The organism is Aneurinibacillus tyrosinisolvens, from assembly GCF_001015055.1.
GTDB classification, from domain to species: Bacteria; Bacillota; Bacilli; order Aneurinibacillales; family Aneurinibacillaceae; genus Aneurinibacillus_A; species Aneurinibacillus_A tyrosinisolvens.
Genome location: NZ_BBWZ01000007.1, coordinates 146969 through 163716, shown reverse-complemented (window position 1 = coordinate 163716; position 16748 = coordinate 146969). Strand labels below are relative to the sequence as shown.

The 16748-nt window shown below is 42.7% G+C and carries 20 protein-coding genes and 1 pseudogene; 7 read left to right on the top strand and 14 right to left on the bottom strand.

What is annotated here, in order from left to right; genetic code table 11:
• Window positions 1-171: 171 nt before the first annotated feature.
• Window positions 172-1328 (bottom strand): annotated as a pseudogene (locus MBEAL2_RS09255) (AbrB family transcriptional regulator).
• Between the two features lie 226 nt (window positions 1329-1554).
• Here MBEAL2_RS09255 and MBEAL2_RS09250 point away from each other — a divergent pair.
• From MBEAL2_RS09250 to MBEAL2_RS09240, 3 genes are all read left to right on the top strand, one after another.
• Window positions 1555-1941 (top strand): hypothetical protein, encoded by a 387-nt coding sequence (locus tag MBEAL2_RS09250; protein WP_047152007.1) that lies wholly within the window; start codon window positions 1555-1557, stop codon window positions 1939-1941.
• 143 nt (window positions 1942-2084) lie between these two features.
• Window positions 2085-2792 carry a response regulator transcription factor gene (locus tag MBEAL2_RS09245; RefSeq protein WP_047152006.1) on the top strand — a complete coding sequence of 236 codons (708 nt, stop codon included), beginning with the start codon at window positions 2085-2087 and terminating at the stop codon, window positions 2790-2792.
• Window positions 2789-4162, top strand: a complete 1374-nt coding sequence (locus MBEAL2_RS09240) for a sensor histidine kinase (RefSeq protein WP_047152005.1) — start codon at window positions 2789-2791, stop codon at window positions 4160-4162. Before MBEAL2_RS09245 ends, MBEAL2_RS09240 begins: the two co-directional genes overlap by 4 nt.
• A gap of 68 nt (window positions 4163-4230) precedes the next feature.
• Here MBEAL2_RS09240 and MBEAL2_RS09235 read toward each other — a convergent pair whose 3' ends face one another.
• The 9 genes from MBEAL2_RS09235 to MBEAL2_RS09205 form a co-directional block, all read right to left on the bottom strand.
• Entirely contained in the window at window positions 4231-4920 is a 690-nt protein-coding gene (locus MBEAL2_RS09235; RefSeq protein ID WP_047152004.1) for a response regulator transcription factor, read from the bottom strand.
• A 16-nt stretch (window positions 4921-4936) separates the two neighbouring features.
• Window positions 4937-5257, bottom strand: a complete 321-nt coding sequence (locus MBEAL2_RS30105; RefSeq protein ID WP_082129848.1) for a sensor histidine kinase — start codon at window positions 5255-5257, stop codon at window positions 4937-4939.
• An 8-nt stretch (window positions 5258-5265) separates the two neighbouring features.
• Window positions 5266-6387: a sensor histidine kinase gene (locus tag MBEAL2_RS09230; protein WP_082129847.1), complete on the bottom strand. Its 1122-nt coding sequence runs from the start codon at window positions 6385-6387 to the stop codon at window positions 5266-5268.
• Window positions 6388-6396: 9 nt separating this feature from the next.
• Window positions 6397-7149: an ABC transporter permease gene (locus tag MBEAL2_RS09225; protein WP_047152003.1), complete on the bottom strand. Its 753-nt coding sequence runs from the start codon at window positions 7147-7149 to the stop codon at window positions 6397-6399.
• Window positions 7146-7883 carry an ABC transporter ATP-binding protein gene (locus MBEAL2_RS09220; protein ID WP_047152002.1) on the bottom strand — a complete coding sequence of 246 codons (738 nt, stop codon included), beginning with the start codon at window positions 7881-7883 and terminating at the stop codon, window positions 7146-7148. The genes MBEAL2_RS09225 and MBEAL2_RS09220 overlap by 4 nt, the downstream gene beginning before the upstream one ends.
• Window positions 7884-7947: 64 nt before the next feature.
• Window positions 7948-8340 (bottom strand): hypothetical protein, encoded by a 393-nt coding sequence (locus tag MBEAL2_RS09215; protein ID WP_047152001.1) that lies wholly within the window; start codon window positions 8338-8340, stop codon window positions 7948-7950.
• Window positions 8331-8837 carry a hypothetical protein gene (locus MBEAL2_RS09210; protein WP_047152000.1) on the bottom strand — a complete coding sequence of 169 codons (507 nt, stop codon included), beginning with the start codon at window positions 8835-8837 and terminating at the stop codon, window positions 8331-8333. Before MBEAL2_RS09210 ends, MBEAL2_RS09215 begins: the two co-directional genes overlap by 10 nt.
• A gap of 105 nt (window positions 8838-8942) precedes the next feature.
• Complete coding sequence (locus tag MBEAL2_RS33960; RefSeq protein WP_369405486.1) at window positions 8943-9203, bottom strand: YheC/YheD family protein; 261 nt, start codon at window positions 9201-9203, stop codon at window positions 8943-8945.
• Window positions 9142-9390 carry a YheC/YheD family protein gene (locus MBEAL2_RS09205; protein WP_369405487.1) on the bottom strand — a complete coding sequence of 83 codons (249 nt, stop codon included), beginning with the start codon at window positions 9388-9390 and terminating at the stop codon, window positions 9142-9144. Before MBEAL2_RS09205 ends, MBEAL2_RS33960 begins: the two co-directional genes overlap by 62 nt.
• Before the next feature lie 169 nt (window positions 9391-9559).
• On the opposite strand from MBEAL2_RS09205, the gene panD reads away from it, so the two are divergent.
• Complete coding sequence (panD, locus tag MBEAL2_RS09200) at window positions 9560-9982, top strand: aspartate 1-decarboxylase (RefSeq protein ID WP_047151998.1); 423 nt, start codon at window positions 9560-9562, stop codon at window positions 9980-9982.
• Window positions 9983-10642 (top strand): M14 family metallopeptidase, encoded by a 660-nt coding sequence (locus MBEAL2_RS09195; RefSeq protein WP_047151997.1) that lies wholly within the window; start codon window positions 9983-9985, stop codon window positions 10640-10642.
• A gap of 74 nt (window positions 10643-10716) precedes the next feature.
• On the opposite strand, the gene MBEAL2_RS09190 is transcribed toward MBEAL2_RS09195, so the two are convergent.
• Window positions 10717-10944 (bottom strand): alpha/beta-type small acid-soluble spore protein, encoded by a 228-nt coding sequence (locus MBEAL2_RS09190; RefSeq protein ID WP_047151996.1) that lies wholly within the window; start codon window positions 10942-10944, stop codon window positions 10717-10719.
• A gap of 385 nt (window positions 10945-11329) precedes the next feature.
• On the opposite strand from MBEAL2_RS09190, the gene MBEAL2_RS09185 reads away from it, so the two are divergent.
• Together MBEAL2_RS09185 and MBEAL2_RS09180 are read left to right on the top strand one after the other, a co-directional pair.
• Window positions 11330-13441, top strand: a complete 2112-nt coding sequence (locus MBEAL2_RS09185; protein ID WP_047151995.1) for an RNA degradosome polyphosphate kinase — start codon at window positions 11330-11332, stop codon at window positions 13439-13441.
• Window positions 13442-13536: 95 nt separating this feature from the next.
• Window positions 13537-14364: a C40 family peptidase gene (locus MBEAL2_RS09180; RefSeq protein WP_047151994.1), complete on the top strand. Its 828-nt coding sequence runs from the start codon at window positions 13537-13539 to the stop codon at window positions 14362-14364.
• 47 nt (window positions 14365-14411) lie between these two features.
• On the opposite strand, the gene MBEAL2_RS29120 is transcribed toward MBEAL2_RS09180, so the two are convergent.
• The 3 genes from MBEAL2_RS29120 to MBEAL2_RS09165 form a co-directional block, all read right to left on the bottom strand.
• Window positions 14412-14960, bottom strand: coding sequence for a YhcN/YlaJ family sporulation lipoprotein (locus tag MBEAL2_RS29120; protein WP_052947612.1), 549 nt, complete (start codon window positions 14958-14960; stop codon window positions 14412-14414).
• A gap of 178 nt (window positions 14961-15138) precedes the next feature.
• Window positions 15139-15399, bottom strand: coding sequence for a hypothetical protein (locus MBEAL2_RS09170; protein ID WP_047151993.1), 261 nt, complete (start codon window positions 15397-15399; stop codon window positions 15139-15141).
• Between the two features lie 271 nt (window positions 15400-15670).
• On the bottom strand, window positions 15671-16735 hold the full coding sequence (locus MBEAL2_RS09165) for a DEAD/DEAH box helicase family protein (protein ID WP_047151992.1): 1065 nt from the start codon (window positions 16733-16735) through the stop codon (window positions 15671-15673).
• Window positions 16736-16748: the final 13 nt, after the last annotated feature.

Here is a 16748-nt window from a genome sequence, read left to right as displayed (position 1 = left end):
ATTACTGCCGCATGAGATGTTAATGAGAATTCGATGAGAACCCGTTTTCTACACAAAAAACGAGCGAGTGCGCATATTAAGTATGGTTGTACTTACTAAGAAAAGGCGGCCTGTGTGCGGGCCGCCTTTTCTCTAAGATAGATAGATTTATTTTAATTTGCCATTCTGGATTTACCATCTGCCTGGCCGGCTTGATGACGCAGCAGCCTGATCGGCCTGGCGATGCAGCAACCTGAAGAAAGGCGGCAGGATGAGAAAAATAGTAATAAGACGCAGCGATTGAACGGCTACGACAAAGCCGGCATCTGCATGAAGCGCGAGCGATGTTGTAGCCATCTCGGCGACTCCGCCGGGGGCAAATGCTAATACACATGTAACGAGGGGGATTTGTGTTACCTCAGATACCCCCGCTGCGCAAAGCGCCATGACAAGCACAAGCCCGAAAGAGCTTAGTACACCTACCACTACGATTCGCCCGGCTCCCGCAAACATCTCTTTATGCAGCCGGGAACCGATGCTTGCTCCGATAAAAACCTGGGCCAGTATGATGAATTCATGCGGCCACCAGGCCGTAACCCCTCCCCCTATAAAGGAAGACGCGAGCATCTGGGCAGCGGCGGTTCCCAGCATTCCGCCCACCAGCCAGGGAGCCGGCAGTTTTATTTTTTTTGCCACATAGTATCCCCCCCCTGCTGCCAGTGCCAGCAGACCTGTCCACAGAAGGGAACTGAGAGAGAAGGCTGCAATAGAATTCGCTGCGCTTGTATGCGGCGCACCTCCTGCCGGGGTATGAGACGTTCCGGTTCCTGAATTCCAATATAAAGCAAGAAATGGAATCGTACCTACAACAAGAAAAATACGAATCAACTGAACGATACTTACCACGACAGGATTGGCACCGACCTCTTCAGCAATGCTGGGCATAGCTGAAATTCCGCCCGGAGTCGTTCCGAAAAGACTCGTCATCATATCCGCTTTCGTGTATCGCCATAGAATTAACCCAGAAATCAAAGCAAAAACAATAGATAGAATGAGCATTACTGTAATCGTTATTGAATTGTCTTCAAATGCATCCAGCATCGATACATTCATACTTTGTCCTAATTCTATACCTAAAACTGCTTGTCCAATATACCGCCAATAAGGTGGATGCCTTTCTTTTGCTTTGCCATCCCCAACCACCCTGGCTTCCAAAAGGAAAGAATGCCGGCCATGAGCAGTGTTCCAACCATCCACCCAATCGACATCCCTGTTAAGGAAAGAACATATCCTCCAAGACCGCTGATCACGATAAGACCGCTGTTTTGCCAAAATGTCTTATTCTTCATGCGTATCGAATCTGCTCCCTTCCTGGAATTTATTCGAGCCTTCTATTTCATAATAAATAACATATATGACGTTATTGTTACATAAAAGTAAACATTTAATGAAAAACAAACTTTTTTTCTAAGAGAATTTTAAGCTTTTTCTAATGAAAATCTTGGGAGAATCCAATGCACTGTCCTATAAGATAAGACCTGTAAGACATCAAAAAAACTTAGGAGGAACATGATCATGAATAAAAAAATTGTCGCTTCAGCATTAGCACTAACTTTGGTTGGAGGAGGAGCTTTTACAATTGCACAAGCCAACGCAGCATCAACTCCTGCACCAAACCAACAAGTAACAGCAGATAACCAAAAAGACGGGGAAGTTCCTGACGCAGTAGAAAAAGCAGCTCCAGTTGCTGCAGCACCAAAGGCTACTGTTCAAACTAACGCCAAAGCAGCCGTAGACGACCAAAAAGATGGTGAAGTTCCTGACGCTCAAGAAAAAGCAAACGGAACAGTAGATGACCAGAAAGATGGTGAAGTTCCTGACGCTCAAGAAAAAGCAAACGGAACAGTAGATGACCAGAAAGATGGTGAAGTTCCTGATAGCCAGGAAAAAGCTGGAAAGTAAAACAATATAATCAAAAATGAGTAAATCCAGCAGAACTCTCCTTCAAAATTTGAGGAGAGTTCTGCTCTTTTTATGGTATGCTCGATTAGATGGTGTCTATTCGGAAATAATGCGGAATAACAATCCATAAAGAGGGGAAAGAAATGAAAGAAAAAATACTTGTAATAGAAGATGAAGTGAAAATCTCCAGGGTTATTAGTTTAGAGCTGGAGTACGGTGGATACGAGGTAAACTGTGCAGAAACAGGCAGAATTGGATTGGAGAAAGCATTAAGGGAAAGCTGGGATTTAATTCTTTTGGATGTGATGCTGCCTGAGCTCAGCGGGATTGAAGTATTGAGAAGGATTCGAACTACGGATTCCCATACACCGATTATTCTGTTAACAGCACGTGATACCATACCTGATAAAGTAATGGGGTTAGATCAAGGAGCAAACGATTATATAACGAAACCGTTTGAGATTGAAGAACTGCTGGCGAGGATACGAGCCTCTATTCGTTCCTCCCAACTACAAAAAGACGAATCAAATGAAAGTACAGAGGAAGAAGCTCTCTCGGTAGATGATTTAACTGTTCACATTGAAACACGTATCATTACGAGAAGCGGCCGGGAAATTTCTCTTACGCCAAGAGAATTCGATTTACTCGTCTATTTAATGAAACATAAAAACCAGGTTGTGAACCGCGAAAAAATCATTTTAAATGTTTGGGGAGATAACTTTTTCGGAGAAACAAGCGTTGTAGATGTCTATATTCGGTACTTGAGAAAGAAAATCGATGAGGGATTTTCTTATCCCCTGATTCATACGATTCGAGGCGTTGGGTATAGCATAAAGGAGAGGCAGGTATGAGGTTAAAAACCAAATTGAATTTGGTAACAACAGTGTGGTTACTTTTTATTTTAATTCTTTTGAATACAACGATTTACTATCTTTTCATAAGGATAACAACGGAAACAGAAACGGACATGCTGCAGAGAAAGGGACAAGAAATTGCTGAAAAACTGACAAATGGCCAGGTTAACGGGAAAACAGATAATATTCTTGCCTCGTTTTTACCTGAAAGCTCAATCATACGCATTGTAAACTTGAACAGACGTGTGATAAATGAGGTCACAAATGATCCTTCCCTACGGCAAATTGAGCCGGATTTTAATGTGCTACGAGAATGGGAATTAAACAGCCTGCAAGATTACCAGGTTCTCACCGTTCGTGTACCTATCCAATCAAATGGCCATACGGTTGAATGTATAGAGATTTCTGAAAAGCTAATAGCCCTGGCAGAAAGCGTGAACACTCTTCTTTATGCTCTTTTTATGTCTTCTGTAGCTGCTATTTTATTATCCCTGGTCGGAGGGACTCTTCTATCCCGCTTTATTCTCCGGCCCATTTCAAAAATGATTCATACAATGGAAGGCATTCAAAAAAGCGGTGTTTTAAAAAACATAGCAATTGAAAGAAAAGCTCAGGATGAACTTTCTATTATGGCTAAAACGTTCAATGGAATGATGGATCGACTCCAGGATAACTTTGATAAACAGCAGCAATTCGTTTCAGATGCTTCCCACGAATTGAAAACACCGCTAACGATTATTGAAAGTTATGCCAATTTACTGAGAAGATGGGGAATGAAAGACGAGGCTTTACAGCGGGAGTCGATTGATGCCATTTACTCTGAAGCAATTCGGATGAAAAAAATGACGCAGCAGCTCCTGGATTTAGCTTCATTAGAAAAAGAAAATACGTTAGATATCCAGCAGATTGACCTGCTTCCTTTCTGTGAAGAGGTAGCAAACCCTTTGCGAAAAGTATATAAACGAGAAATTAAGCTCATTTATCCGGATGAGCCTGTCGTTATTTGGGCGGATGAGATGAAGATGAACCAGGTTTTACTCATCTTACTTGATAATGCTTTGAAATATAGCAAGGGAAAAATCGAAATTTACGTAAGTAAAAAAAAGGAATGGGCTTTTATAAAGATAAAAGATTACGGGATTGGGATTCCTAAGGACGAACTGTCCATTATTTTTGAGCGTTTTTATCGCGTAGATAAAGCGCGCCATAGGGAAACAGGAGGATCAGGATTAGGATTATCCATAGCGAAGCATATTGTTTCCATGCACTTCGGAAAGATTAAGCTGGAAAGTGAGGAAGGAAAAGGAACAGAAGTAACTATATGCCTTCCTATTAAAAATTCGAGTAAGGGGAATAGCGAACTATAACAAAAAATCCCGTACACAGCATCCATTCGCCGGCACGGGATTTTCTTTCATATCATATTTGAAGGCAGTCAGACACCAAACCGATAGCCTGCCCCCCAGAGTGTCTCAATATATTGTGGATTCGAGGGGTCAACTTCAGTCTTTTCTCTTATCTTTCTTATGTGTACACTTACCGTTCCGTTGTCCCCTACAGAATCAAATCCCCATATTCGTTCAAACAACTCCTCTTTAGAAAACACACGGTTTGGATTGGACGCCAGCATAGTAAATAAGTCAAATTCCTTCGTTGTCAACGTTACTTCTTTATCATTAACGTAAACCCTTCTCGCGCTCTTATCGATAACAATGCCTCTAATCTTAATTTCGTCATGGAGCTGTTCCCGTTTTCCCATCAAACGCTCATACCGCGAAAGGTGGGCTTTTACCCTGGCGACCAATTCACTCGGGCTGAACGGTTTCGTAATGTAGTCATCTGCTCCAAAGCCCAATCCCTTAATTTTATCGATTTCTTCTTTTCTGGCGGAGACCATAAGAATCGGCATATCTTTTTCAATTCTAATCTGCTTGCATATTTCAAAACCATCCATCCCCGGCAGCATCAAGTCAAGAATAACCAGGTCATACTCTTCCGTTACGGCTCTTCTCAGGCCGCTATTTCCATCCTGCTCAATTTCAACGGCATAGCCGTTAATCTCAAAATAATCACGTTCAAGTTCGGCGATACTGAGCTCATCTTCAATAATGAGAATCCTCTTCATTCCCTCTCCCCCCTTCCTATGCCTGTACTCTTTTTAACGTAAACAAAATGTTTGTCCCTTTCCCCTCTATACTTTCCGCCCATATCCGGCCGCCATGTTCTTCAATAATGCGCCTGGATATAGCAAGTCCAAGCCCGCTTCCCCCTGTAGAAGAATTTCTGGATCCGTCTGCCCGGTAAAATATATCAAAGATAAAAGGAAGCATATCGCCTGAAATTCCCTGCCCGTTATCTTCTATTTTTATCGTCGCCATTGTTTGATTTGCAGTTAAATACACATTGATTTTTCCGTTCTCCCGCCCCATATATTTCACTGCATTTTCAATAAGGTTCGTCATTACCCGTTTTAGTTTTCCCTGTCCCCCATTATTATGAGCGGCTCTTGAATCTCTGTGTGGTAAGTAAGAGAAATCCCGCTTCTCTCTGTGTCAAACTGCATTTCTTCTGTACTGTCCGCTAAATATCGATGGATATCAATTTCTTCAAAATTAAAAGGAAGTTTCTTTACATCGAGTTTAGAAAAAAGAAATAGCTGTTCAATAAGTTTATCGAGATCGTTGGCTTTTACATACACGGTTTTAATATACCGCTCAATCTTTTCCGGAGAATCGGCCACCCCATCCATAATTCCTTCTACATATCCTTTAATCGCAGTAATCGGGGTTTTCAGATCGTGTGAAATACTGGAGATTAATTCTTTCCGGTTATTTTCATACTGCAGCTGTTGTTCTACGGAAGCTTTTAATTGAAGCCGCATTCCTTCAAACGCCCTGGCTAGTTCGCTAATCTCATCTTTGCCATATGGCTCCATCGCAAAATTCAAATTTCCTTCTTTGATTTGTTCGGCTGCTTTTTTTAAGGATTTCAATGGCTTCACAATGCTTCGAGAAACAATATAAGTCAGGATGCCATTTGTAAAAATAATAATCAATATGACCGCAAACACCATCGTGATGATGAGCTTATGCGCAAACTGGCCAATTGGCCCTACATTTGTTAATAAAAACACACTTCCCGGCTGTTGATTCTTGAAGTAAAAATCATGCTGCTTAATTAAATATAGATGATTACCAACAAATTCCGGATCATGATTTTCTTCATGGCGATACCCAAACTTCGGAAGATCATCCGCGATATTTTCTCCATTAAACAGCTTCGAAGCGTACATTACCTTATTATTCTGCCTAACAATAATTCCAGTATTAATAATGGACAGCTTTTGATCGAGCTGCGCAAGGTACGCTTCCTCTTTTAGCCGATCCGGATTTTTATTCGCTGTTAACTTTATATCTGTAAATATTTTAGCTCCTTCTAATAATAGGCTTTTTTCCGTCTCACCAAGGTGGGTAAGGTTACGAATGCTGCCTACGTTTGTTATGGTTAGGACTAGAGCAACGACAATTGTTAAAATGATCGGAACAATAAGCATGGCAACATAAGATAATAGCAAGCGTACTTTTATAGACATATCTCTCACCTACAGCTCTTTTCTGTCAAACAAATAAAATCCTCCAACAAAAAATAGTATACTGTAGGAAAGGAGATACATAAATGCTTGGAATATGTTTCCTATTCCAACCGTATGTCCAAGCCATAAGGAATACCAGTCTGTGTAAGTAAAAGGTAAAAGCCTGGCCAGCCAGGGAAAAATAAAGGGGATAGCTTTTGTACATAGATAGATTACAATAGAAGTCGTCAGGGCACTGGTTGCGCTTTTAAAAAACTGCGCAAAGAAAACCGCGGCGAAAGCCAATGAAATCATAGGGATAAAGGAGACTGTGTACGCTTTTATCCCTTCCCACAAGCCTGAAAGCAGATTTCCGCCTCCCTCTAAAAACAACCCGGAAATAACAGATGTTATAAAGATAATCGCTAAATGAATAGCAATTAACATTCCGACTGCGGCATTTTTAGAGAGAAACACTTTAAACCTTGTAATAGGCCGGGTTAGGACGATTTTTAATGTATGATCCCCCTGTTCACCGGCAAATAGATCTGAAGCCGTCATGAAAATAAGCAGGGGAAGAAGAAAATTAACAACAATTCCTAAAATAAAGAGCGGAAAGCTTGCGCCCGCAACGACTGTAACACCTGATTTGCTTTGCAAAAGAGAAAAAATAAAGGCCATGCCCACAGGGAAAACGGCGGAAAAGAAAAGAAAAACAGACGCTTTCTTTTTCAAAATTATTTTTTGTGTTTCATTTATCACGCCTGCAGATAAAGGACTCATTGTGCTGCCTTCCCCCTTTCTTCTCTCACCTGTTTAATAAAGAAACTTTCCAGCGTTTCTTCCTGGTTATTTATTAAATCAGAAACCAAACCTTCTTTGATTAATTGTCCATTGTTAATAATTCCAATTTTATTGCATATCATTTCAATCTCATGAATGAGATGGCTTGAAATAAAAAAGGTAACATTCTGCTCGCGAGCCAGGTGAGTGATAATATCCCTGACTTTTACGGTTCCTTCCACATCAAGCCCATTCGTCGGTTCATCAAGAATAACAAACGCCGGCTTTGATAGCAGGGCAGCTGCCAGCCCAAGCCTTTGCTTCATTCCTAAGGAATAACCGGCTGCTTTTTCATGCTTGAAGGGCAATAAATCAACAAGCTCTAACACTTCATCTATTCTTGCGCGTGTTACGTCTTTATAAAATCTGGAAGCAAGAAGTAAGTTCTTGTATCCGCTCATGTATTCATAGACAACCGCATTTTCAATCATGTTGCCTACCCTTTGCCAGGCTTTTTCTGGTTCGGCAGCAATATCGTATCCGAAAATTTTCACTTCACCCTTTTGCGCCCGGCACAGGCCCGTGATGATTTTCATCACCGTTGTCTTCCCGGCTCCATTCGGACCGAGAAAGCCATACACATCTCCCTCGAATATATCGAAATTGATATCGTGTATGCCTCTGCTGTTCTTATATATCTTCGTAAGATTTTTTACTTCGAGCACTTTCTCCATTTATTTCCCCATCCTTATAGTAACAGATAGAGCTCATCCTGAGCTCTACCTGCCAGTGTGTTACCTATTCTTGTTCATCGTGCTTGTTTACTATCTTTTCTACCTGTTTCCCTGTTAAATCTACTGTATCCGCTATGGTGTTATTGTAATTTGAGAAGTCAGCTGTGATATTGACGCTAATGTCATGGGCTTTGCCGCTTGCATCGTTCCCTGTAATTTCAATTACTGCCGTTTGCTGTTCAATTGTGTTGTCTTTGCTGACTTTTGCGGTAATATCAACATTGTCTACTTTGATATTGCCTACCAGCTTTGGCAGGGTGGATTTTAGATTGCCGATGAACGCATCCTCCGCTCCCTTACTCTGGTACCCTTTTTCGTTCATGCCATTTTGTACAGCAACGGAAGCAAGTGCGTTTACTACCGGCGGAAGCTCAGCGTTGGAAAGCTTTAATTCCATATTACTAGTACCATCAGCTTCGGTTTTTGACGTAATGTTGTTTTGCAGGTTTTGGGTAAGGGCGTCCACCACGTTTTCAACCGCATTGATTTTACCCTGCTATCCGCATTGTCTTTTTCTTCTTGTTTTTTCTGCCCATCGAAGGAAAGCACTTTGTACACATCACTATCGCTGTTTTTTATAATTCTCGTGCCATCCTGTGCATACATGTCCATCGTTTTTTGCTGATTCCCGGCAGTAATTGTGGTCGCTCCACTCATCAATTTCTTGTCGCGATTCATTTTCATTTCGGAAGTGACATCTGCAAGCTTGTTTCCATTGTCAGTTGCTGATACATGAACTGTGGTTGTTAGGCTTTTTGCCTGCTGTGTGTTTTTAAATGCTGTTTTGTACGTATCATACCCGGAAACACCCGATGCTCCCACATAGGCTGTTGTAACGAGCATCGCCGCTCCAACAGCAGCGCTTATGCCCATTGCTGCGAATTTTTTCTTCATAACATATTATCCTCCTGACCCAAAGTAAAAGAATGAGATTGCTTGTTGCATTCTCATTCTATCGGGCAATCCTAAAATTCACTTAAAGAAAAGTTTAAAATTTTCTTAAATGCTACCTTTGTTATATAAAGAAGCCATATGCTTTATTTTCCTGTATATCGTTTTGTCTTCTAGTCTTGCGAATAAGGCATGGGACGGGGTGCGGCGATTGGCCTCAATTAACCAAATCTTTCTGCTGCTGTCAATGCCGATATCATATCCAATTTGCCAATCGTAACGATAACGGTCACATATGCGGTTACAATCATACCCAAGGCGAATTATTCTTCCATGCTTTAATGATACCGATTCCCCGTGCTCCGACATCAGGCTTAATAAAAACAGTTTTATATTTATGAAGATACGATTTTAATGTAGATTGATTGCATATGGCTGTATTTGGCAAATGAGGACGAACCGAGGGGCTTTGGCTAAACCACTTAAACTTTCCGTATTTTCCCATATAATTACCCCCAAATAATACCCATCTACCTTTGTGACCACCTGCTGTCAGCTTTCTTTATTCAACCTATGCCTGCGTGTCGTTAAGGGAACGGCATTCGCCCAAAGTTATGATGAATAGGCGTCCGTACAAACGAAATATGTATTTTTCACATAGAATTCGGTACTATATAAGATTATTTTCGACGACGCCAGTCAATAAAGGAGCGATTCCATTCGTTATGCGAAGACTGATGTGCAAAGGGAAAATTCATAGAGCCACCGTGACAGAAGCTAATCTTGATTATGTGGGAAGCATTACGATTGACTCTCATCTCATGAAAGCAGCAAATATTCATCCTTACGAAATGGTGCAAGTCACCAGCTTACGCAGTGCAGCTCGTTGGAAGACCTATGCCCTGCCCGGAGAAGAGGGGTCAGGAAAAGTTTGCTTAAATGGTCCGCCTGCACATCTGTTTCAGCCAGGCGATCTGGTCATTATATTAAGTCTTGGAATTTACTCCGAAGAGGAACTGCACCATCTTGTACCGAGAGTCGTTTTTGTGGATAAAGACAATCAGGTCGTCCGTTACGAGGATCATTCCTTATTCAATGATAAAAAAGAAGTAAATTGGAATGGCCTCCAGCCCAGGCAGATGAGCTAAATGAGCACAACCAAACATTGGCTAGCCCCTGGAACCTCTTTCGATACGCCTTATTATGTAATTAAAGGAAACAGCAAAGGACCTACTTTTATGATAACGGCAGGTATACACGGAAGCGAAATTGCCAGCATTTTAGCAGCTCAAAAATTGACAAATATCCAAATTAAAAGAGGGACGATAATCTTAGTTCCAATTGTTAATATGCGCGCTTTCCACAGGCGCATTCGAGGAGTTCCTGATGTAAATCGAACTTTCCCACGTACGCCTAACGATGCAGCACGCGGCCTGCTCGCCAAAAATCTATTTCGCCTGACCAGGCATTTCCGTCCAAAATGGGTTCTCGATCTTCACGAAGCAATCGGATTTTCCAAAATAGATCCACGTAAGTTAGGTCAATCCATTCTTACTAACCCAAGAAGCATGGCAATATCAACCGCAAAACGTGTCATAAACCACATTAATCACAGTATACAAAGAAAATCCAGGCAATTTACTATTCATCTTTGGGAAAAACCAGGAACATTTCGGACAGCTACAGCACGCTTATTGGGCACTCAAGCTTTAACTGTTGAAACATCGATACATCTTCCTCTTTCCGTTCGAGTGAAATTTCAGGAGAGAATTGTGCGTAGTTTTTTGCGTGAGGCTGGATTGCTTTAAGATGTATATTCCCGAGAAAAAAGGGGTGCGTAACCGCACCCCTTTTTGCCATGATATTCGGTTTTAAGCGTTGTTTAGCGAGAAGTTCCGCTAGTTCCACCAAGAGTTCCGCCGAGTTGCGACTCAGCTAATGTAATCATACGCTTCACCATTTCTCCTCCAACGGAACCGTTCAAACGGGAAACTTGGTCAGCGCCAAGCTGGATACCGAACTCTGTCGCGATTTCATACTTGAATTGTTCCAATCCCTGTCTAGCCTGAGGAACAAGAAGCTTATTACGACCTCCACTACGTCCTGACATTCTTTTCACCCCCTTTGCTTATAAAACAGCTACAAGGTTTTGGCCTTGTAAGTGTAGTGTTGTATAAACAGCACCATCCTATGCATGGAGTTTTAAAGAAGAAAATAAAGAAAGAGGATGAAATCCGAAGATTTCATCCTCTTTCTTCTGTTGCGGTTCTGTAGGTGGAGAAATGACAAAACTGTCACCCCTTTAGCCTATCCAGCATCCCTTTAATTATACAACAACGGCAAAAACAAGATTGCCGGACATACATCCAAAAATACCAGATGAATGAATAAAAGAAACAGTAAAAAGGCAAAATAACCCCGATGGAGTTTAACGCTTAAAGGCCGGATAATGATTTCCGGTCTTTTTCACTACTTTACGTAATGAGGGACAACACATGAAAGAAGAAACAAAAAAGACACCAGACATTACCCACCCATCTTATTACAACAATAGAGAGCTTAGCTGGCTTGCGTTTAATGAACGGGTATTACAGGAAGCACAGGACGAGACGAACCCATTGTTGGAAAGACTAAAGTTTCTCGCCATTTTCAGTTCAAACCTGGACGAGTTTTTCATGGTCCGGGTTGCCGGTCTAAAAGACCAGGTTAAAGTCGGTTTTAACAAACCTGAAAACAAGGCAGGATTAACGCCGAAAAAACAACTGGAGCAAATTTCCAGGAAAACTTCCAGCATGGTTTTCACCCAGTACGAAATCTACAATCACGAGCTGCTTCCCCAACTGGAAAAGGAAAATATTCAATTTGTGACCATTAGCGATTTGACAAAGAAACAAGCGAAGTTTCTTGAAGAATTGTTCGAGAATACTCTACTTCCTATCCTTACGCCGATGGCCATTGACGCTTACCATCCCTTTCCCATGCTGCTAAATAAACGGATTAACCTGGCCATTCTTTTACGTCAGCAAAGGGAAGGCAAGGAGGAAGAAAAGCTGGCGATTGTTCAAGTACCCACCGTATTCAGCCGGTTTATTGAACTGCCTGGTGAAGGAGAAGCACGGCGATTTATTCTGCTTGAGGATGTACTGAGTCACTTTATTTACAGGCTCTTTATCGGTTTCACCGTTCTTTCGGTTTCCCAATTTCGGATTACGCGCAATGCTGATCTGACCATTCACGAAGAAGGAGCCCGGGACTTATTGCGTGAAATTGAAAAAGAGCTAAAAAAACGGGAACTTGGCACAGCCGTGCGTTTGGAAATTCGGCAGGACGGCATAGACGCCAGAATTCTTTCTTTGCTCATGAAAGTTCTCGATATTCATGAAAAGGACGTATATAACGTAAATGGTCCATTGGATCTTACTTTTCTCTTTGCATTTTACAATGAATTGGCCGATGAGAAAGAGCACCTTGTGTATGAAGACTTTATGCCGCAACAGCCAATGGATTTTTTAGAAAACGAGGATGTGTTCGATGTTATTTCTAAATACGACGTCTTGCTTCATCACCCGTACGAATCCTTTCATCCTGTCATTGATTTTCTGTCGGAAGCCGCCGATGATCCAAATGTTTTGGCCATTAAGCAAACTCTGTACCGGGTGAGCGGCCATTCGCCAATTATTCAAGCCCTGAGAAGAGCGGCGGAAAATGGAAAGCAGGTAACTGTACTGCTTGAATTAAAAGCCCGTTTTGATGAAAAAAACAACGTCAACTGGGCTAAAGCACTGGAACAGGCCGGCTGCCAGGTCATCTACGGTATGCACCATCTAAAAACGCATAGTAAAATCACACTCGTTGTCCGCCGCCAGGAAGAGAAGGTCCAGCGCTATGTTCACCTGAGCACCGGAAACTACAATGACATTACAGCTAAGATTTATACTGACATTGGTTTCTTCACTTCCAATCCTGAGTTTGGACAGGATGCAACGAACTTTTTTAACTACTTAAGCGGATTTAGTGAAAAACCGTCGTTTCATCATCTTCGCACCTCCCCTTTCGACATTCGGGAAGAATTAATGAGGCTAATCGACAGTGAAATTGATTTTCAAAAAAAGAATGGAAAAGGCAAGATTATGGCGACAATGAACGCCATTACCGATAAAAAGCTCATTATGAAACTGTATGAAGCTTCCCGTGCCGGTGTGCAAATCGATTTGATTGTAAGAGGAATTTGCTGTCTTCGCCCGGGAATCAAGGGAGTAAGTGAAAACATTACGGTGCGAAGCATTGTGGGAAGGTTTTTGGAGCATACGCGGATTTTATATTTCTTGCATGGCGGGGAAGAAAAGCTTTTTGTTTCTTCAGCAGACTGGATGACTCGAAATATGGAAAATCGCGTAGAAATTATGTTTCCCATCTATGAGCCCCGGCTAAAAAACCGATTAAAGGGCATCCTGCTCTGTATGCTAAGCGACAATGTAAAGGCCCGGGAACAGGATGAGAATGGCGAATACCATTATGTTCATGTTGATCAGAATGAAGAGCCGGTAAATAGCCAGCTCACATTTTTGGAAGTCATCTATGACACCCGGGGAATGGAAGAAGATTAGAGCAAAATCATATATAGCGGTGTGCATAAGGATGTGAATATTAGGCTGGTAATAAGGACAATTTAAAAAAAGAAAATAAGGCAGGGGGATTAAATATGAAAAAGAAAATTTTTCTGGGCACCTTTTTAGCCTTGATGTTATTCCAGGGAACAGGTTTTGCTGTTCCTTATGATCAATATACCACGACAGATGAGGATACGTTCTGGACGATTGCCCAGAAGGCCGGTGTTAGCCCCAATGAAATGAAAGCTATTAATCCAAATGTTGACGCAAGAAACATCTGGAAGGGACTGCTGATGAACCTTCCAAAGGGACACAAATCAATGACTGGATTAATTCCAGCGAGTCAAGTTTCGAGGAGAACCTACACCGTTCAGAAAAATGATACGTTCTGGACAATATCGAGAAAATTCCACATCAGCCTTTCGTACTTGATGAGTGCAAATCCCAAAATCAAAGATACAGACAGCATACATATAGGATTGATTCTAAACATCCCTACCGCCCCGATCTCAATCTCCCCATCTACAGATTGGAAGACGAAGGCGGATTATGTTATCGCACTGGCTAAAGATCAATTTGACGTCCCATACATATGGGGAGATGCGACACCGTGGGTTGGCCTGGACTGTTCCTCGTTCGCCCAGCACGTATTTAGTAAAATAGGGGTCAATCTTCCCCGGACGGCAAACTGGCAATTTCAATATGGTACCCCTGTGGCAGAGAATGATCTGCGTAAAGGAGACTTAGTATTTTTTAAGGAACACGGTTCTGCTACCATAACGCATGTGGGTATTTATATTGGAAACGACTTGATGATTAATGCCGATACAGGCCCTAAAGACGGTGTTCAGCTTGCGTACGTGTTTAGTGATGCTTATTACAATGCCTCTTATGCAGGGGCAAAGCGTTTTATCCATTAATGGAAACGAGACTTTCTGCAAGGAAAGTCTCCTGAGGGTTCATTTGCTTAACGGAAAGGCTCCGTGCGGCCCATATTGCGGATTAATGTTCCAACGCCATCGGCCTGTGTGCGAGCCGAATGTCCATTGCTTCGTTGTGTATTCAAAGTGCGAATTCGCTGGTGCAGTGCTCCATCGGTTGTTACATGAACGTTGTACCCGGGCTCTGCTGCTTGCACAGCCCGACGCACCTGAAATTCGATGTTAGGCCTGCTCACTGCAGTGTTGTCAACATCAAGCCCGACAACAGCGTTGTTCCCGTCCACAACTGCAGTAACATGCGTAACGCCGGGAACCTTTGCAGCCGCCTGGGTTATGCGTGCAGTAACAGTATGATTCCCGTCGCTCCTATTGTATGTGCGGCTTCCGTCATCAGGCATCCCCGCCCGATGAACAGAATTATAATGAGGAGCCGCACTATTGGTTCGATACCCGTTCACCTGGTTTTCCTGCGCCCGGTTCGTATTTGGAACTCCCCCCGGACTGCAGGCAGCCATAGAACCCGCGATTAAGGCTGTAAAAGATGCCACGGTGATCCTTTTTATCGTCTTCTTCATCTCTTCACCTCCCCTGTTAGTATGCGCAGTTCCCCCATTCCTAAATCGGCATGCCATCTCCAGAAAAGCCCGCAATAAAAACAAACCAAAATGCACGAGCTATAAAACAAACACGGCGGGAGATGATAACTATCCGGGAAAAGCGAAAAGAGGATAGGCTCCTCTTTTCGCACTCTTCTTACTCTTCAATTTCGCTTGCTCCGCCAAGACCTGTTTTAGGCATTCCCGGCTGGGTTGCAGCTTTTGTACGTGTACCGCCGCCGCGTGTTGATTTTGTGTGCATCTTGCCCTGTTGGGTTGATTTTGCGCGCATATGGCCCTGCTGTGTTCCTTTCGCGTGTTTCGTGTGCGTAGCACCCTGGTGTTGTGACTCAGCAAAGGCTGGTGCTGATGAGCATACAACACATGCCGCGAGAGCTAATGTGGCAATTTTTTTCATGGTTGTTCCTCCTTCAAAAGTAGTCGTCCTGCACCAATATTTTGCCCAATAGCCTTATTCATATTATGTGAATTTTTCCCTTGCACCGCCTTCTAAAAGCATGAATATTTCTCCCCGCTTCCTCTATATTTTCACAGGAAAAAACCCCTCTAACTCCAATTAGAGGGGCCTTCTGTTAGGAAAAATAAGCGTATGCTTACTCACACTACTACTGTATGATCCATTTTGAGAATTGACACAATGACAAAAGCAAATCAATTCCGGGGTTCTGTTATTTCTTGCGAACATCAACCTTAACGATTGTCCAGCGTTCGAGGGGAGAGGCTCTTCGCAGCAGAAATGTCCAAACCTCATTCTTTTTGCCTTCTCCCTCTTTGATATAACTCAGTTTAACCGGTATTTCAGCTGTGAGATGATCTGTCAATCCGCCCGCCCCTTTGCTTTCCTGCTTTTTTAGAAATGAAATCTTTTCTGGAGGAAAGGGAAGGGCCCCCTCCATAGTCAGGGCAAGTGTTGTAGCATCGTGCTCATTTAAAGCAATGAGAAAATAGTCGATAAGCCGGTGGGGATCTGCATTCATGATCGTCTTTCGTAATTGGCCGCTCGCTTTTAAAATCATAAGATGATGGGACGGATCCGGTTTTGAGCGCCGGTGTGTCGAACTGTCTTTAAAATGGATACAAAAATGGCCCCGGAATCCGTTGCCTCTAATCGCTCCCGCCCCGTGTGGCATCCCGTTCATAGAAGCTGCGTAACGTTTGCCATCGATGAGAACAACAATGGCCCGCCTTCTCCAGCTCCACTTCCCCTTATAAATGTCCTTCATAATTTTTGTATCCTGCAGAGTAACAGGCTGTACATCCGCGTGTCGGCTTCCTGCCCGCCTTTGTATTTCGAATGATTTTCCAGTCTCCATGTCCACAACCCGGGCATAAGACATTCTGCGGAATTCTTTTCTTATTTGTTCCCAGCTTAGCGCCTTCCCATAATGGCTGCTTTCCAATATCCCGACGCATTTCTCCAATTCAGTATGCGTTTGAACGGAAAGCAGAATTTTCTTATGCGTAGCTCTTTCGTACAATTGGGAATAGGAGTCGAAATCGTATTGGCGGTTACCAACCGTGAGCGTTGCGCGAATTAAATCCGGCTTTTGATGTCCCGGCGCTGTTTTACTAGCCAGAATGCGCTCGGCGAGGCCATTTTGAATACGCAGTGTTGAGGCTAATTCCGATTGGGGTGATGTCTTTACGGTTATGATCAAATTTAAAGGTGACTTTGCATGTGCTGCACTGCAAAAGGATAGGAGCAAAATAAAGAACATCAGCCATTTTTTCATGTTTTTATTCACC

Bases quoted from the DNA above. Each gene is read 5' to 3' on its own strand.
- panD (WP_047151998.1), top strand. From the start codon at position 9,560: ATGCGAAGACTGATGTGCAAAGGGAAAATTCATAGAGCCACCGTGACA.
- MBEAL2_RS09195 (WP_047151997.1), top strand. From the start codon at position 9,983: ATGAGCACAACCAAACATTGGCTAGCCCCTGGAACCTCTTTCGATACG.
- MBEAL2_RS33960 (WP_369405486.1), bottom strand. From the start codon at position 9,203: ATGTCGGAGCACGGGGAATCGGTATCATTAAAGCATGGAAGAATAATT.
- MBEAL2_RS09240 (WP_047152005.1), top strand. From the start codon at position 2,789: ATGAGGTTAAAAACCAAATTGAATTTGGTAACAACAGTGTGGTTACTT.
- MBEAL2_RS09185 (WP_047151995.1), top strand. From the start codon at position 11,330: ATGAAAGAAGAAACAAAAAAGACACCAGACATTACCCACCCATCTTAT.
- MBEAL2_RS09165 (WP_047151992.1), bottom strand. From the start codon at position 16,735: ATGAAAAAATGGCTGATGTTCTTTATTTTGCTCCTATCCTTTTGCAGT.
- MBEAL2_RS09245 (WP_047152006.1), top strand. From the start codon at position 2,085: ATGAAAGAAAAAATACTTGTAATAGAAGATGAAGTGAAAATCTCCAGG.
- MBEAL2_RS30105 (WP_082129848.1), bottom strand. From the start codon at position 5,257: ATGACGAACCTTATTGAAAATGCAGTGAAATATATGGGGCGGGAGAAC.
- MBEAL2_RS29120 (WP_052947612.1), bottom strand. From the start codon at position 14,960: ATGAAGAAGACGATAAAAAGGATCACCGTGGCATCTTTTACAGCCTTA.
- MBEAL2_RS09230 (WP_082129847.1), bottom strand. From the start codon at position 6,387: ATGTCTATAAAAGTACGCTTGCTATTATCTTATGTTGCCATGCTTATT.
- MBEAL2_RS09180 (WP_047151994.1), top strand. From the start codon at position 13,537: ATGAAAAAGAAAATTTTTCTGGGCACCTTTTTAGCCTTGATGTTATTC.
- MBEAL2_RS09170 (WP_047151993.1), bottom strand. From the start codon at position 15,399: ATGAAAAAAATTGCCACATTAGCTCTCGCGGCATGTGTTGTATGCTCA.
- MBEAL2_RS09190 (WP_047151996.1), bottom strand. From the start codon at position 10,944: ATGTCAGGACGTAGTGGAGGTCGTAATAAGCTTCTTGTTCCTCAGGCT.
- MBEAL2_RS09220 (WP_047152002.1), bottom strand. From the start codon at position 7,883: ATGGAGAAAGTGCTCGAAGTAAAAAATCTTACGAAGATATATAAGAAC.
- MBEAL2_RS09210 (WP_047152000.1), bottom strand. From the start codon at position 8,837: ATGAAGAAAAAATTCGCAGCAATGGGCATAAGCGCTGCTGTTGGAGCG.
- MBEAL2_RS09225 (WP_047152003.1), bottom strand. From the start codon at position 7,149: ATGAGTCCTTTATCTGCAGGCGTGATAAATGAAACACAAAAAATAATT.
- MBEAL2_RS09215 (WP_047152001.1), bottom strand. From the start codon at position 8,340: ATGGAATTAAAGCTTTCCAACGCTGAGCTTCCGCCGGTAGTAAACGCA.
- MBEAL2_RS09250 (WP_047152007.1), top strand. From the start codon at position 1,555: ATGAATAAAAAAATTGTCGCTTCAGCATTAGCACTAACTTTGGTTGGA.
- MBEAL2_RS09235 (WP_047152004.1), bottom strand. From the start codon at position 4,920: ATGAAGAGGATTCTCATTATTGAAGATGAGCTCAGTATCGCCGAACTT.